Below are 15,391 nucleotides of genomic sequence, written 5' to 3'. Positions count from 1 at the left end.
GTTGGGGCAGTTGGCGTTTGGATCGATACGGCCCGAGCACCGCCGCGCCGTGCGGCTTGGTCAGCAGCTGACGCGCGACGGCGTTCACCTCGTCGACGGTGACCCGGTCGATCTCGGCCAAGGTGTGCCCGATGCTGCGGTATTCGCCGTAGTTGAGCTCGCTGCGTCCAATGCGGTTCATCCGGGAACCGGAATCCTCCAGCCCGAGTACGATTCCGCCGCGCAACGAGCCTTTGGCGATGCGGCATTCGTCCTCGGTGATCCCATCGCGGGCAACGGTTTCCAGCACCTCCGAGGTCACCCGCACCACCTCGCCGAACCGCTCCGGCAGACACGCCGCGTACACCGACAGCGCGCCGCTGTCGGCGAACGTGTCGACGGTGGAGTACACCGTGTAGGCCAGCCCGCGCGATTCCCGAACCGCTTGGAACAGCCGCGAACTGAGGCCACCGCCCAGCGCGGCGTTGAGCACCGTCAGCGCCCAGCGGTGCGGCCAGTGCCTGCCCGGTGCGCGCACGCCCAGCGACAGATGGGTCTGCTCGGCATCGCGGTTCACCAGTGTCAGCGTCGGCCGCCCCGGCACCCGGCCGCTGCCCTTGCGCGGCGGCACCGGCGACTTGCCGCGCACCAGGCGCGGCCCGAAATAGCGGCGCACCAGCGACACCACCTTGTGGTGGTCCACATTGCCTGCCACCGCGACGACCATCCGCTCCGGCGTGTAGCGCCGCAGGTGAAACGAGTGCAGCTGCGCGCGCGTCATCGACGACACCGTCTCGACGCGGCCGATCACCGGCCGACCGATCGGATGCTCGCCGAACAACGAGCCCAGGAACACGTCGCCGATGGTGTCCTCGGGATCGTCGTCGCGCATCGCGATCTCTTCGAGCACCACGTCGCGCTCGAGCTCGACGTCGTCGGCGGCGCAACGGCCGCGCAGCACGACGTCGGCCACCAGGTCGATGGCCAACTCGAGGTCGGTGTCCAGCACGTGCGCGTAGTAGCAGGTGTGCTCCTTGGCGGTGAATGCGTTCAGCTCGCCACCGACCGCATCGACCGCTTGGGCGATGTCCACCGCCGAGCGCGTCGAGGTCGCCTTGAACAGCAGGTGCTCGAGAAAGTGCGCGGCGCCCGCGACGCCGGCGCCCTCATCGCGTGAGCCCACGCCGACCCACACGCCGACCGACGCCGAACGCACCGACGGCACGTGCTCGGTGACCACGCGCAGCCCGCCGGCCAACGTGGTGCGCCGCAGCGCCGAGGACAGCTCGTCGGCCGCCAGCCCGCGGCGCAGCGGCGCCGCCTTACGAACCGGCGGTCGCATCTACCGGCGCGCCCGCTGGGGTCCCCGTGTCCGACCCGGCGTCCGCGTTCTCCTCGGCTACCAGGATCAACGAGATCTTGCCGCGGTTGTCGATGTCGGCGATCTCGACCCGCAGCTTGTCGCCGACGTTCACGACGTCCTCGACCTTCGCGATGCGCTTGCCCTTGCCGAGCTTGCTGATGTGCAGCAGGCCGTCGCGGCCCGGCAACAGCGACACGAACGCGCCGAAATCGGTGGTCTTGACCACGGTGCCGAGGAACCGCTCACCAACCGTCGGCAGCTGCGGGTTCGCGATCGCGTTGATCCGGTCTATCGCCGCCTGCGCCGACGCGCCGTCGGTTGCGCCGACGAACACGGTGCCGTCGTCCTCGATCGAGATCTGCGCGCCGGTGTCCTCGGTGATCCCGTTGATGACCTTGCCCTTGGGGCCGATCACCTCGCCGATCTTGTCGACCGGCACCTTGATCGTGGTGACCCGCGGCGCGTACGGGCTCATCTCGTCCGGCGAGTCGATGGCCTCGGCCATCACCTCGAGGATCGTCAGGCGCGCGTCCTTGGCCTGCGCCAGCGCGCCGGCCAGCACCTGCGACGGGATGCCGTCGAGCTTGGTGTCGAGCTGCAGCGCGGTGACGAAGTCGCGGGTGCCGGCGACCTTGAAATCCATGTCGCCGAACGCATCCTCGGCGCCGAGGATGTCGGTCAGCGCGACGAACCGACGCTCGGTGCCGCCGTCGTCGAGCTCGACGTCGTCGGACACTAGGCCCATCGCGATGCCGGCCACCGGCGCCTTCAGCGGCACGCCCGCGTTCAGCAGCGCGAGCGTCGACGCGCACACCGAGCCCATCGACGTCGAGCCGTTGGAGCCCAGCGCCTCGGACACCTGACGGATCGCGTACGGGAACTCCTCCACGCTTGGCAGCACCGGAACCAGCGCGCGCTCGGCGAGCGCGCCGTGGCCGATTTCACGGCGCTTCGGCGAACCGACGCGACCGGTCTCGCCGGTGGAGAACGGCGGGAAATTGTAGTGGTGCATGTAGCGCTTGGACGTTTCCGGGCCGAGCGAGTCGATCTGCTGAGCCATCTTGATCATGTCGAGCGTGGTGACGCCGAGTATCTGGGTCTCGCCGCGTTCGAACAGCGCGCTGCCGTGCGCCCGCGGCACGACGGCGACCTCGGCCGACAGGGCGCGGATGTCGGTGATGCCGCGCCCGTCAATGCGGAAGTGGTCGGTCAGGATCCGCTGGCGGACAAGCTTTTTGGTCAGCGAGCGGAACGCCGCGCTGATCTCCTTCTCACGTCCGGCGTACGTCTCGGCCAGCCGCGCCAGCACATTGGTCTTGATCTCGTCGGTGCGCTCATTGCGCTCCCGCTTGCCGGCGATCGTCAGCGCCTTGGACAGCTCGTCGGTGGCCACCGACGCGACCGCGTAGTAGACGTCCTCGCCGTACTCCGGGAACACCGGATAGTCGGAGGTGGGCTTGGCCGCGCGCTCGGCGAGCTCCTGCTGGGCGATGCACAGCGTCCTGATGAACGGCTTGGCGGCCTCAAGCCCTTCGGCCACAACGGTTTCCGTCGGCGCCTGCGCGCCGCCGTCGATCAGCGTGATGACGTTCTCGGTGGCCTCGGCCTCGACCATCATGATCGCGACGTCGGTGTTGTCACCGGAGCCGACGATCCGGCCGGCGACGACCATGTCGAAAACCGCCCGTTCGAGCTGCTCGACGGTGGGGAACGCGACCCAGGTGCCGTCGATCAGCGCCACCCGCACACCGCCGACCGGACCGGAGAACGGCAGGCCGGCCAGCTGGGTCGACGCCGACGCGGCATTGATCGCCAGCACGTCGTACAGCTCGTCGGGGTCGAGGGACAACACCGTCACGACAACCTGGATCTCGTTGCGCAGGCCGTCGACGAACGAAGGGCGCAGCGGCCGGTCGATCAGCCGACAGGTCAGGATCGCGTCGGTCGACGGGCGTCCCTCCCGCCGGAAGAACGAGCCGGGGATCCGCCCGGCGGCATACATCCGTTCCTCGACGTCCACGGTCAGCGGGAAGAAGTCGAAATGCTCTTTCGGGTTCTTGCTGGCGGTGGTCGCCGACAGCAGCATCGTTTCCTCGTCGAGGTACGCGACGACGGAGCCGGCGGCCTGCAAGGCGAGGCGGCCGGTTTCGAAGCGAACGGTGCGGGTGCCGAAGCTCCCGTTGTCGATGACGGCGGTGGATTCGAAGACACCGTCTTCAATTTCAGCAACAGACATTGATGTCCGTGGGCCTTCCCGTGCTCAGGTGTTTCGCGTTGTCACGCAGACACTCTGAGGGCTGTCTTGAAGGCTGTTGACCTGGATACGGCTACGGCCGTCGATCGAAGCGGCCGGACCGGGAGCCCGGCCGCCACTACCGAAGACCGCCCCGATGCAGGCGAGTCTCTGTCGTGACACGCAGGAACGGTCGCACGGAACTGCGCCGACCGCACCGTGCCATAGTTTACACAGCCGAATCGGCGCTGGTCGTAGCCGGTGTCAGCGGCGCAGGCCGAGCCGGTCGATCAGCGAGCGGTAGCGCTCCACGTCGACCTGGGCGACGTACTTGAGCAGACGCCGCCGCCGGCCCACCAACAGCAGCAGGCCGCGGCGGGAGTGGTGGTCGTGCTTGTGCACCTTCAGGTGCTCGGTCAGGTCGGCGATCCGCTTGGTCAGCAGCGCGACCTGCGCCTCCGGAGATCCGGTGTCGGTCTCATGCAGGCCGTACTGGCCCAGGATTTCCTTCTTCTGTTCGGCTGTGAGCGCCACGAAATGACTCCATCATCGGTCCGCGAACGTTGGGGATTCGGCTTGGGATCGGCGCCGCCACCGCGAACCGCAGCGCGCACCGCGTCGACTCGGCAGTCTATCAGGGCATCACCCGCCGGGCAGAATCGAGCGAACGCGGTCGGTGTCCTCGCCGATCGCCGTGATCAGGTCCTGGACCGAGTCGAACCGATGCTGGCCGCGGATGCGCCCGACGAAGTCGACGGCGACGTGCTGGCCGTACAGGTCGGCGGCGGTATCCAGGACGAACGCCTCCACGGTGCGGGCGCGCCCGGAGAACGTCGGGTTGGTGCCGACCGATACCGCAGCCTGATAGCGCTCGCCGGGTGTCACGGTGCCAACGACCGGACCGTGGCCCAGCACGGTGAACCATGCCGCGTACACGCCGTCGGCCGGGATCGCCGAGTACATCGGCGGCGCGATGTTGGCGGTCGGGAATCCCAGCACCCGGCCGCGGCCGTCGCCGCGCACCACCACACCCTCGACGCGGTGCGGGCGGCCCAGCGCCTCGGCGGCGGCCACCACGTCGCCGGCATCCACGCAGGAACGGATGTATGTCGACGAATAGGCCACGGTTTCGTTGTTGTGATGCTCGGTGACCAGCGACATGGCCTGTACCGAGAAGCCGAAGCGTTCGCCCGCGCGGTGCAGCAACTCGACGTTGCCCTGGGCCTTCTTGCCGAACGTGAAGTTCTCCCCGACCACGACCTCGACCACGTGTAGCCGCTCGACCAGCAACTCGTGGATGTAGCGGTCCGGGGTGAGCTTCATGAAGTCGGGGGTGAACGGGATCACCAGGAACACGTCGATGCCGAGCTCTTCGACCAGTTCTGCGCGGCGGGTCAGGGTGGTCAGCTGCGCGGGATGGCTGCCGGGGAACACCACTTCCATCGGGTGCGGGTCGAACGTCATCAACACCGTCGGCACCCCGCGGGTCCGACCCTCCTTCACCGCGGTGGCGATCAGCTCGGCGTGGCCCCGATGCACGCCGTCGAAGACGCCGATGGTGAGTACGCATCGGCCCCAGTCCGTGGGGATCTCGTCCTGGCCGCGCCAGCGCTGCACAGGCGCAAGCCTATACGCCAACGCCGTGTCGGCCGACGTGGCTAGAGACCCAGTTCAGCGCCGGATTGCATAGACTTCACCTGTGAGTCCTGACCAAGAGGCGCACGACCTGACCACGGTCGCCCAGGACTACTTGAAGGTCATCTGGAACGCGCAGGAGTGGTCGCGGGAGAAGGTGAGCACCAAGATGCTCGCCGAGCGGATGGGCGTATCGGCCAGCACCGCATCGGAGTCCATCCGCAAGCTCGCCGACCAGGGTCTGGTGGACCACGAGAAGTACGGCGCGGTGACGCTGACCGAACGCGGCCGCCGCGCCGCGGTCTCGGTGGTGCGGCGGCACCGGCTGCTGGAGACGTTTCTGGTGCGCGAGCTCGGCTACCGCTGGGATGAAGTGCACGACGAGGCCGAGGTGCTCGAGCACGCGGTGTCGGACGTCATGATGGACCGCATCGACGCCAAGCTCGGCCATCCGCAGCGTGATCCGCACGGGGATCCGATACCGGGCGTGGACGGACGAGTGCCTAGCCCGCCCGCACGCCGGCTGTCGGAGTGCGGCAACGGCGAGCACGGAGCCGTCGCCCGGATCTCCGACGCCGATCCGGAGATGCTGCGTTACTTCGACAGCGTCGGCATCGCGCTCGACTCACATTTGACGGTGCTGGCGCGCCGCGACTTCGCCGGCACCGTGTCGGTGGGGATCAGCGACGGGCACGAGCCCCATAGCGAGCGCACGGTCGACTTGGGAAACCCTGCGGCGCAATCGATCTGGGTTGTGCCGTGCTAGAGCGTCGCCGGGCGCAACACCACGACTGATTTGGTGCGGGTCTGCTCGTCGCGCAGCAGCGCGATCACCTGGCCGTCCGGGGCCGTCGCCGCGTAGATTCCGTCGATTCCGGCCGGTCGCAGCGGCCGGCCGTGGCTGGTCGCCTCGGCCTGGTCGTCGGTCAGGTCGCGGCGGGGAAACGCGAGCAGGCAGGCCTCGTCGAGCGTGTGACTCGGCCGCGGCTGCTCGGCCAGCTCGTCAAGCGTGCGGGCCTGCTCGAGGCGAAACGCTCCGACCCGGGTGCGGCGCAGCGCGCAGAGGTGACCGCCGACGCCAAGCGCGGCGCCCACGTCACGGGCCAGCGCGCGGACGTAGGTGCCGGACGAGCAGTCCACCTCGACATCGACCTCCACCAGCCGGTCAAGACGGCGGATGGACAGCACATCGAAACGGTCGACGCGCACCGCGCGGGCGGTCAGCTCCACGGCCTGGCCTTCGCGGGCCAGCTGGTAGGCGCGCTTGCCCCCGACCTTGACCGCGCTGACCGTCGACGGGATCTGCGCGATGTCGCCGCGCAGCGCCGAGACCGCCGCGAAAATGGCGGTGTCCGTGACGGCGTCGTTGAGATCGACCGCCGCAACCGTTTCCAGGATCTCACCCTCGGCGTCGTCGGTGGACGTGGTCTGGCCCAGCCGGATCGTCGCCGCATACGACTTTTCGGCGCCGGCGATCAGCCCGAGGATCTTGGTCGCGCGCTCGATGCCGACGACCAGCACGCCGGTGGCCGGCGGATCCAGCGTGCCGGCGTGGCCGACCTTGCGGGTGCCGAAGATTCGCCGGCAGCGCGACACCACATCGTGGCTCGTGATGCCCGCCGGCTTGTCGACGACGACCACCCCGGAACCAATTCCCACGGCGCTGCGCTGGCGCCCTGCGCTGGATGTCACAGCACTATCGCCGTCAGCGCTAGCCCGTCACGGACCGACCAGCGACCCCGTAGCAAGGTCAGCGGCGGCCCGGACACCGCGGCGCCGTCGATCAGGATCTCGGACCCGAATCCACCGGCGGTGCCGGAGGCGTCGACGTCGAACACGATGTGGGCGTCTTGGAAGCCGAGCCAGCGCCGGGTCACCGGGAACCACGCTTTGTACGTTGCCTCCTTGGCGCAGAACAGGATTCGATCCCAATGCAGGCCGGGCGGCATGGCCTCGAGCTCACGGCGTTCGGCCGGCAGGCTGATCGCGTTCAGCACACCGTCGGGCAGCACGTCGTGCGGCTCGGCGTCGATGCCCACCGAGCGCACGTGGTCGTGGCGGCCGACGGCGGCGCCGCGGTACCCCTCGGTGTGGGTCAGGCTGCCGACCACGCCGTCGGGCCAGCACGGTTCGCCCTTCTCCCCCTTGAGAATCGGCACCGGCGGCCAGCCGAGCCGCGCCAGCGCCAGCCGGGCGCAGTACCGCACGGTGATGAACTCGTTGCGCCGCTTGGCCACCGAGCGCGCAATCAGCGGCTCCTCTTCGGGCAGCGGCGCCAGATCGGGCGGGTCGGAGTACAACTCGGCGGCCGCGAGGCCGTCGAGCGCCTCGGGTAGCACGCCGGACAGCAGAGCGGCGACTGCGGTCATCGCGACTGCCGCTCCCTGATCCGTTGCTGCATGCGCTCGGCGTTGTCCCGCATCTCCGGCGTGATCACGAAGTGGCCGCCGAACTCGTTGAGGTAGCCCGGAGCATATTGCGGGTCGGGCAGCACCTGCCGCAGCCAGCGATACGGCTTGCGGCGTCGCCATTCTCGCGGATAGCCGACCGACACCTCCTCGAACCGCACGCCGTCATACCAGGTGGTGCGCGGAATGTGCAGGTGCCCGTACACCGAGCACACCGCGTTGTAGCGGGTGTGCCAGTCGGCGGTGGCAGTGGTGCCGCACCACAGCGAGAACTCCGGATAAAACAGCGCATCACACGGTTCGCGCACCAGCGGGAAATGGTTGACCAGCACCGTGGGCGTCATCCAGTCGAGCTGCTCGAGGCGTTTTTTGGTGTAGCCAAGCCGGTCGCGGCACCATGCGTCCCGGGTGGCGTACGGCTCCGACGACAGCAGGAACTCGTCGGTGGCCACCACGTTGCGTTCGCGGGCGATCGCCAGGCCCTCGGCCTTGGTCGTCGCGCCAACGGGCAAGAACGTGTAGTCGTACAGCAGGAACATCGGCACGATGGTCGCCGGGCCGCCCTGATCGGTCCACACCGGGAACGGGTGCTCGGGGGTGACGATGCCCATCTCGTCGCACATGTTGACCAGGTAGTCGTAGCGGGCGCGGCCGAACACCTGCACCGGGTCCCGGTTCGTCGTCCACAACTCGTGGTTGCCGGGTACCCAAATCACCTTCGCGAACCGCTGCCGAAGCAGGTCCAGCGACCAGCGGATCTCGTCGGCGCGTTCGGCGACGTCGCCGGCGACGATCAGCCAGTCGTCGGCAGATGACGGGTACAGCGACTCGGTGACCGGCTTGTTGCCGGTGTGACCGGTGTGTAGGTCACTGATCGCCCAGAGCGTTGCCACGACGATCCAGCCTACTGGCGCGGCCGCGTCGGCCCCGGGGCCGTAACTAGAACAGGTTCTCGTTTCCGCTTCGGCCCGGGGTGGGCGACTTGTACACTCCCCAGGGCAGGCACGCCTACCGAGGGGATGCGATGGCCACCAAACTGCGGCTGCTGGCCGCGCTGGGCGCACTGGTCACCGCCGTCGTGGTGGGGTGGCAGAGCGCGCCGCCGGCGGCCGTCACCCGAACCGGCGCGGTCGCGCTTCGATACACGGCGATGCCGATGGAAACGCCGACCACCACAATCAAGTGGCCGGTGATCGAATTCACCAATCAGCGTCCGTTCGCCCCGTGCGAGGACATCCCGATTGGTGCCATTCACCAGCTCGGGCTGGACTTCACGCCGCCGGAACCCGAGGAGGGGCTGCGCTGCCATTACGACGCCGCGAACTACCAGATGTCGATCGAGCCGATCGTCTGGCGCACCTACGAGCAGACGATCCCGGTCGACGCGCTGGAGGCCACGATCAACGGTCACCGGGCCGCGCAGTACTGGGTGATGAAGCCCACCGACTGGAACAACCGGTGGTGGTTCTCCTGCATGGTCACGTTCAAGACCAGCTACGGCGTGATCCAGCAGTCGCTGTTCTACTCGCCGATCTACTCCAACCCCGACGTGGATTGCCTGGCCGAAAACTTCAAGCGGGCACAGCAGCTCGCCCCGTACTACATCTTCTAGATCTGGCCGACCGGTGTCGGGCGGAATGGATCTCACCGGGCGCATCGCGCTTGTCACCGGAGCCAGTGGCGGCATCGGCAGCGCGATCTGCCGACGGCTCGCCGGCGAAGTCGCAGCGATTGCCGTCGGCTACGGCAGCAACAGCGAGCCCGCCGAGGCACTGGCGACCGAGATCGTCTCCGGCGGAGGAACAGCGCGGGCATTCGGCTCCGACATGGCGGATCCGGGCGCACCCGACCGGCTGATCGACGATGTTGAGACCGCGCTCGGCCCGGTTGACATTCTTGTCGCCAATCACGGCGTCGCCCGTCCGGCCCGTTATGAGGACCTCGACGCCGCGACCTTCGACCGCACGCTGGCGGTCAACCTCCGGGCGCCCTTTTTGCTGGCTCGCCGGGCTTTGGCTGGGATGCGCGAGCGCGGCTTCGGCCGAGTGCTGTTCACCTCCTCGGTGGCGGCTTTTCGCGGTGGTGTGGTCGGTCCCGATTACGCCTCGTCCAAGGCCGGACTCCATGGTCTCGCGCATTTCCTGGCTAGCCGGGTGGCTGCCGACGGCGTCACGGTCAATGTGCTTGCGCCTGGCTTCATCGCGACCGCGATGCTTCCCGGCGATCCGCAGGAGTTAGCGGCAAACACACCGACCGGCCGGGTAGGCCGGCCCAACGAGGTCGCTGATCTGGCACTTGCCATCCTGCGCAACGGCTATGTCAACAGCCAGGTGTTCAGCATCGACGGAGGGATGTACCCGCGCTGACCGCGGTCACCTGACTGTCGCGCTGGTGACGGGCGCCAACCGGGGAATCGAGCCTGAGGTGGCCCGCCGGCAGGGCGCGAGCATCATCGTCGCTCGCCCTGCTCCCGGACGACGGACCGTCCGGTGGATGCTTCAACGACCACGGCGATTGGTGTCCACCACACCCAACCGGGGACATCTACGAAGTCGGCGCCACCGCTTCGCGGACCCGTCCGGCGATTTCGCGCAGCGTCGCGTCGTCGTGCACCGGTGCGGCCCATTGCGGTGACACCGGCAACTGCACCCAGCTGCTGCATCCGGCGTAGTCGGGCGTGCGGGTCAGCCGCACCGGTTCGACGAGTGGGCTGGCCTGCACGACCAGCGCGGTGAGCCGGTGCTTCGGCCGGAAGTCCAGCCGGTCTGCGCGCACCGATTCGGCGGTCCAGATGTGCATCGGCTCGATCTCGGGCAGCCCATCGGGGTTTGAGATCTCAACCGCTGCAACGATTTTCGCGCCTGCACGCAACACCACTTCGGTGTCGGTGCTGTCGTCGGCGGCCGACGCGAGCAGGTCGCGGTGTTCGGGGCGCACCCGCTCGGCATGACTGTGGGCCACGGTCGGAAACAGCAGGAACCGGTCAGCGCACACCTGGAAGCGTTTTTCCCTGATACCACCCTTGCGCAGCAGCACGGTCTGGCGACCACAAAGCAGCCCGTGCACTACGGCGCTCCACTCCTTGAGCGCCGGCACGGTCAGCGTCGACGTCACCGGGTGCCCGCGGTCGCCGACTCCGCGGCTCGGGCGCTCAGCCTTGCCCGCACCTCGGGCCGCCGCAGCGGCGGCACGGTCTTCGGCGGCTGCTTGCGCGCCGGCAGCGCGGCCAAGAGCCGCGTCGTAGCGGCGGCCACTTCTGCGACGGCCGCCTCGAACGCGTCGGCGTTGGCCGGCGACGGCCGGGTGACGCCGCTGACCTTGCGGACGTATTGGCGCGCGGCCGCCTCGATCTCCTGGTCGGTGGCGGCCGGCTGCAGGCCGCGCAGTTCGGTGATGTTTCGGCACATACCCCGACGATAGGCTCACCGTGTGGCCGATGTTCTGCTCACCGAGACCGCCGACCGGATTCGTACCCTGACGCTGAACCGGCCGCAGGTCCGCAACGCGTTGTCCACCGAGCTGCGCGACAGGCTGTTTCCCGCGCTGCGTGAGGCGGACGCCGACGACGACGTCGACGTGGTGATCCTGACCGGTGCCGACCCGGCTTTTTGCGCCGGCGTCGACCTCAAGGAGATCGGCGGCGGTCCCGACCGGCCCGGCGGGCTGCCCGATTTGTCACCGAAATGGCCGGCGATGACCAAACCGGTGATCGGCGCGATCAACGGCGTCGCGGTGACCGGCGGCTTGGAATTGGCGTTGTGCTGCGACATTTTGATCGCCTCGGAACGCGCCCGGTTCGCCGACACGCACGCGCGGGTGGGCCTGCTGCCGTCATGGGGGATGTCGGTGCGGCTGCCGCAGGCCGTCGGCCGCGGACTGGCCTACCGGATGAGCCTGACCGGCGACTACTTACCGGCCGGGGACGCGCTGCGGGCCGGACTTGTCACGCAGGTGGTGCCGCACGACGAACTGATGCATGCGGCCCGCGAGGTGGCCAGGGCGATCGTCGGCAACAACCGGGCGGCGGTGCGCGCGCTGCTGACCTCGTATCACCGCATCGACGAGGCGCAGACCCGTGCGGCCCTGGAGATCGAGGCGGCCTCGGCGAAGCAGTGGCTGGAAAGCAACGCCAGCGGCGCCGACATCGCCGCCAACCGCGACGCCGTGCTGAAGCGAGGCCGCGCGCAGATCCGTTGAACCGCGACCGGCCGGTGCCATTCAGCCAAGCGCCTGCTGCAGCTCGGCGACTACCTCGTCGACCGGTCCGGCGGCCGAATAGCCCGCGGCGAGCCGATGACCGCCACCGCCGAACCCGGCGGCCACCTTCGACAGGTCGAAAGACTTGGCCCGCATCGACACCGACCAATGGTCCGGCTCGATCTCCTTGAACACCGCCGCGACCTCCGCCTGCTGGGTGGTCCGGACGATGTCGACGATGCTCTCGGCCTCCTCGGCGCGAGCGCTCAGCCAATCCTGATGTGTCACCACGGCATACACCAGCCCGCCGCCACCAACGGCGTCGGGCACCAGCCGGGCGGAGCCAAGCACCCGCGACAGCATCGGCAGCCACGCGAAGGGGTGGGTGTCGAGCAGGTCGCGGCTGAGTGCGGCGTTGTCCACGCCCAATTCGACAAGCCGGGCGGCCAGCCGGAACGCGCGCGGCGTGGCCCAGCGGAACGAGCCGGTGTCGGTGGCCAGACCCGCGTACAGGCAGTGCGCGACACGCGCGTCGATCGGCTTGCCCCATGCGTCGAGCACCTCGGCGACCAGCATCGTCGTCGAATCTGCTGAGGTGTCAACCAAATTGGCGCTGCCAAACAGATGATTGGATTTGTGGTGGTCGATGACGAGAAGCTCACGCGCGTGAGCGGCGACCTCGGCCAGCGCGCCCAGCCGGTTCACGCTCGGGGCGTCGACGGTCACGACCAGGTCGGCGTCGGGGCGCATGTCGCGCGCGGGCACCAGCAGGTCACCGCCGGGCAGGGTGCGCAGCGATTCCGGCAGCGTCGTGGGCGTGGCAAAGCTCACTTGGACGTCGACGCCGTCGCCGTCGAGCACCAGTGCCAGCGCGAGGCCCGCGCCGATGCTGTCCGCGTCGGGGTGAACGTGGCAGATCACGCTGACGGTGTCGGCGATGGCCAGCAGGTCGGCCGCGCCGCGGGCGTCGACGCGCCCGCCGACGGTTCTGGCTTCAGTTGTCGGGTTGATCGCGGTCACCGATGTCCTGCCTGTCGAGGTGGTCCCCCGGTCGCTGCGTCTCGTCCCCCGACGATTCTTCCGTTACACGGTACGGCTGGGCATCGCCCGCCGGTGTGGCACCCTCCCTGACCCGCGCCAGATCGGCGTCGGCCGCGCGGGCGCGGGCCAGTAGCTCCTCCATCCGGTGCGCCGCGTCGGGCACCGTGTCGCGCACAAACGTCAGCGTCGGGGTGAACCGCACCCCGGTAGCGGCGCCGACCCTGGTGCGCAGCACACCCCTGGCCCGGTCCAGCGCCGCGGCGGCGCCGGCGTAATCCGGCTCCTCGTCGAGGGAGCGGCCCATGACGGTGTAGTACACCGTCGCATCATGCAGGTCGGCGGTCACTTTCGCATCCGTGACGGTGACGCCGACCAGCCGCGGGTCCTTGATCTCATATTCGATCGCCGACGCGACGATCGACAAGATGCGCTTGGCCAACCGGCGCGCTCGTGCCGGATCGGGCATGGATGTGGACGCTCCTACCGTTGGTTTCTGGCCTTGTTCTTGATCAGGCGCGCTCTTTTTCAACCAGTTCGTACGTCTCGATCACGTCGCCGTCCTTGATGTCGGAGTAGCTCAGCGTGAGACCGCACTCGTAGCCATCGCGAACCTCGGTGACGTCGTCCTTCTCCCGCCGCAGCGACTGCACGGTGAGGTTATCGGCGACCACGACGCTGTCGCGCAGCAGCCTGGCCTTAGCGTTGCGGCGAATGATCCCCGAGGTGACGAGGCAGCCCGCGATGAGGCCGACCTTCGACGAGCGGAACAGCGCGCGGACCTCGGCCCGGCCCAGCTCACGCTCCTCGTAGACCGGCTTGAGCATGCCCTTGAGCGCGTTCTCGATGTCGTCGATGGCCTGGTAGATCACCGTGTAGTAGCGGATCTCGACGCCCTCGCGGTTGGCCAGCTCGGTGGCCTTGCCCTCGGCGCGCACGTTGAAGCCGATGATGATCGCGTCCGACGCCGACGCCAGGTTGACGTTGGTCTCGGTGATGCCCCCGACGCCGCGGTCGATGACGCGCAGCTCCACCTCATCGTCGACCACTATGCCCAGCAGGGCTTCTTCCAGCGCCTCGACGGTGCCGGCGTTGTCGCCCTTGAGGATCAGGTTCAGCTGGCTGGTCTCTTTCAGCGCCGAATCCAGGTCCTCCAGGCTGATGCGCTTGCGGGTACGTGCGGCCAGCGCGTTGCGCTTGCGGGCGCTGCGCCGGTCGGCGATCTGGCGGGCGATGCGGTCCTCGTCGACGACGAGGAAGTTGTCACCGGCACCCGGCACCGACGTGAAGCCGATGACCTGCACCGGCCTGGACGGCAGCGCCGCCTCGACGTCGTCGCCGTTCTCGTCGACCATGCGGCGGACCCGGCCATACGCGTCGCCGGCCACCACCGAATCGCCGATGTGCAGCGAGCCGCGCTGCACCAGAACGGTGGCCACCGGTCCGCGGCCGCGGTCCAGGTGCGCCTCGATGGCCACACCCTGAGCCTCCATGTCCGGGTTGGCCCGAAGGTCCAAGGCGGCGTCGGCGGTCAACAGCACCGCTTCGAGCAGCTGCTCGATGTTGGTCCCGACCTTGGCCGAGATGTCGACGAACATCGTGTCGCCGCCGAATTCCTCTGGTACCAAACCGTATTCGGTGAGCTGCCCACGGATCTTGGTCGGGTCTGCGCCCTCCTTGTCAATTTTGTTGACCGCCACCACGATCGGGACGTCGGCCGCCTGCGCGTGGTTGACCGCCTCCACCGTCTGCGGCATCACGCCGTCGTCGGCGGCGACCACCAGGATCGCGATGTCGGTAGCCTTTGCGCCGCGGGCACGCATCGCGGTGAACGCCTCGTGGCCCGGGGTGTCGATGAAGGTGATCAGCCGTTCGCTGCCGTCGAGGTCGACCGACACCTGGTAGGCGCCGATGTGCTGGGTGATGCCGCCGGCCTCGGCCTCGCGGACGTTGGCCTTGCGGATGGTGTCCAGCAGGCGGGTCTTGCCGTGGTCGACGTGACCCATGACGGTGACCACCGGCGGGCGGATCTGCAGGTTCTCCTCGCCGCCCTCGTCTTCGCCGTAGCTGAGGTCGAAGGACTCGAGCAGCTCGCGGTCCTCGTCCTCGGGGCTGACGACCTGGACGCTGTAGTTCATCTCGCTGCCCAGCAATTCGAGGGTCTCGTCACCAACCGACTGGGTGGCGGTCACCATCTCGCCGAGGTTGAACAGCGCCTGCACCAGCGCGGCCGGGTTGGCGTCGATCTTCTCGGCAAAGTCGGAGAGTGACGCGCCGCGGGCCAGCCGGATCGTCTCGCCGTTGCCGTGCGGCAACCGCACCCCGCCGACGACCGGGGCCTGCATCGAGTCGTATTCCTGCCGCTTCTGCCGCTTGGACTTGCGGCCACGCTTGGGCGCGCCGCCGGGTCGACCGAATGCACCGGCCGCGCCGCCGCGCTGCCCGGGCCGTCCGCCGCCGCCGCCCGGGCGACCGCGATAACCGGTGCCGGCGGGAGCGCTGGGGCCACCGCCGCGGTAGTTACCGCCGGGACCGCCG

Annotated in this window: 16 protein-coding genes; 4 read left to right on the top strand and 12 right to left on the bottom strand. The window is 68.8% G+C overall.

Annotated elements, in window-relative coordinates; genetic code table 11:
* From VE759_RS19105 to VE759_RS19090, 4 genes are all read right to left on the bottom strand, one after another.
* On the bottom strand, window positions 1-1,321 hold a 1,321-nt coding region (locus VE759_RS19105), incomplete at its 3' end, for a pitrilysin family protein (protein WP_324935340.1).
* Window positions 1,302-3,578 (bottom strand): polyribonucleotide nucleotidyltransferase, encoded by a 2,277-nt coding sequence (locus tag VE759_RS19100; RefSeq protein WP_324935338.1) that lies wholly within the window; start codon window positions 3,576-3,578, stop codon window positions 1,302-1,304. The genes VE759_RS19100 and VE759_RS19105, both read right to left, overlap by 20 nt.
* A 261-nt stretch (window positions 3,579-3,839) precedes the next feature.
* Window positions 3,840-4,109 (bottom strand): 30S ribosomal protein S15, encoded by a 270-nt coding sequence (gene rpsO, locus VE759_RS19095; RefSeq protein ID WP_102143434.1) that lies wholly within the window; start codon window positions 4,107-4,109, stop codon window positions 3,840-3,842.
* Between the two features lie 108 nt (window positions 4,110-4,217).
* A complete protein-coding gene (locus tag VE759_RS19090) occupies window positions 4,218-5,192 on the bottom strand; it encodes a bifunctional riboflavin kinase/FAD synthetase (protein WP_324935335.1) in 975 nt (324 codons plus the stop codon).
* Window positions 5,193-5,274: 82 nt separating this feature from the next.
* Between VE759_RS19090 and mntR the strand changes: the two genes are divergently transcribed.
* Window positions 5,275-5,976, top strand: a complete 702-nt coding sequence (gene mntR / locus VE759_RS19085; RefSeq protein WP_324935333.1) for a manganese-binding transcriptional regulator MntR — start codon at window positions 5,275-5,277, stop codon at window positions 5,974-5,976.
* Here the strand turns inward: mntR and truB are convergent.
* Genes truB through VE759_RS19070 form a run of 3 tightly spaced genes read right to left on the bottom strand, consistent with a single transcriptional unit; the run spans window position 5,973 to window position 8,511 of the window.
* Window positions 5,973-6,902: a tRNA pseudouridine(55) synthase TruB gene (truB, locus tag VE759_RS19080; RefSeq protein WP_414687955.1), complete on the bottom strand. Its 930-nt coding sequence runs from the start codon at window positions 6,900-6,902 to the stop codon at window positions 5,973-5,975. The genes mntR and truB overlap by 4 nt on opposite strands.
* Entirely contained in the window at window positions 6,899-7,579 is a 681-nt protein-coding gene (locus VE759_RS19075; RefSeq protein WP_324935330.1) for a 4'-phosphopantetheinyl transferase, read from the bottom strand. Before VE759_RS19075 ends, truB begins: the two co-directional genes overlap by 4 nt.
* Window positions 7,576-8,511, bottom strand: coding sequence for a metallophosphoesterase family protein (locus VE759_RS19070; RefSeq protein WP_414687954.1), 936 nt, complete (start codon window positions 8,509-8,511; stop codon window positions 7,576-7,578). Before VE759_RS19070 ends, VE759_RS19075 begins: the two co-directional genes overlap by 4 nt.
* Window positions 8,512-8,642: 131 nt before the next feature.
* On the opposite strand from VE759_RS19070, the gene VE759_RS19065 reads away from it, so the two are divergent.
* Together VE759_RS19065 and VE759_RS19060 are read left to right on the top strand one after the other, a co-directional pair.
* A complete protein-coding gene (locus VE759_RS19065) occupies window positions 8,643-9,230 on the top strand; it encodes a DUF3558 domain-containing protein (protein WP_324935328.1) in 588 nt (195 codons plus the stop codon).
* Between the two features lie 25 nt (window positions 9,231-9,255).
* Window positions 9,256-9,984, top strand: a complete 729-nt coding sequence (locus VE759_RS19060) for an SDR family NAD(P)-dependent oxidoreductase (protein WP_324935327.1) — start codon at window positions 9,256-9,258, stop codon at window positions 9,982-9,984.
* 178 nt (window positions 9,985-10,162) lie between these two features.
* On the opposite strand, the gene VE759_RS19055 is transcribed toward VE759_RS19060, so the two are convergent.
* Complete coding sequence (locus tag VE759_RS19055) at window positions 10,163-10,714, bottom strand: DUF1802 family protein (RefSeq protein ID WP_324935342.1); 552 nt, start codon at window positions 10,712-10,714, stop codon at window positions 10,163-10,165.
* A gap of 14 nt (window positions 10,715-10,728) precedes the next feature.
* Complete coding sequence (locus VE759_RS19050) at window positions 10,729-11,025, bottom strand: DUF2277 domain-containing protein (protein ID WP_324935325.1); 297 nt, start codon at window positions 11,023-11,025, stop codon at window positions 10,729-10,731.
* A gap of 22 nt (window positions 11,026-11,047) precedes the next feature.
* Between VE759_RS19050 and VE759_RS19045 the strand changes: the two genes are divergently transcribed.
* Window positions 11,048-11,815: an enoyl-CoA hydratase gene (locus tag VE759_RS19045; protein ID WP_324935323.1), complete on the top strand. Its 768-nt coding sequence runs from the start codon at window positions 11,048-11,050 to the stop codon at window positions 11,813-11,815.
* Window positions 11,816-11,836: 21 nt separating this feature from the next.
* On the opposite strand, the gene VE759_RS19040 is transcribed toward VE759_RS19045, so the two are convergent.
* From VE759_RS19040 to infB, 3 genes are all read right to left on the bottom strand, one after another.
* Window positions 11,837-12,835, bottom strand: coding sequence for a bifunctional oligoribonuclease/PAP phosphatase NrnA (locus VE759_RS19040; protein WP_324935321.1), 999 nt, complete (start codon window positions 12,833-12,835; stop codon window positions 11,837-11,839).
* Window positions 12,810-13,322 (bottom strand): 30S ribosome-binding factor RbfA, encoded by a 513-nt coding sequence (gene rbfA / locus VE759_RS19035; protein ID WP_324935320.1) that lies wholly within the window; start codon window positions 13,320-13,322, stop codon window positions 12,810-12,812. Before rbfA ends, VE759_RS19040 begins: the two co-directional genes overlap by 26 nt.
* Before the next feature lie 43 nt (window positions 13,323-13,365).
* Window positions 13,366-15,391, bottom strand: a 2,026-nt coding sequence (gene infB / locus VE759_RS19030; protein WP_324935319.1) for a translation initiation factor IF-2, incomplete at its 5' end; no start/stop codon positions are given.

The sequence above is a fragment of the Mycobacterium sp. genome, assembly GCF_035640695.1.
In the GTDB taxonomy this organism is placed as follows: domain Bacteria; phylum Actinomycetota; class Actinomycetes; order Mycobacteriales; family Mycobacteriaceae; genus Mycobacterium.
The sequence above is the reverse complement of the archived record's forward strand: the minus strand, read 5'-3'. Positions and strand labels throughout refer to the sequence as shown.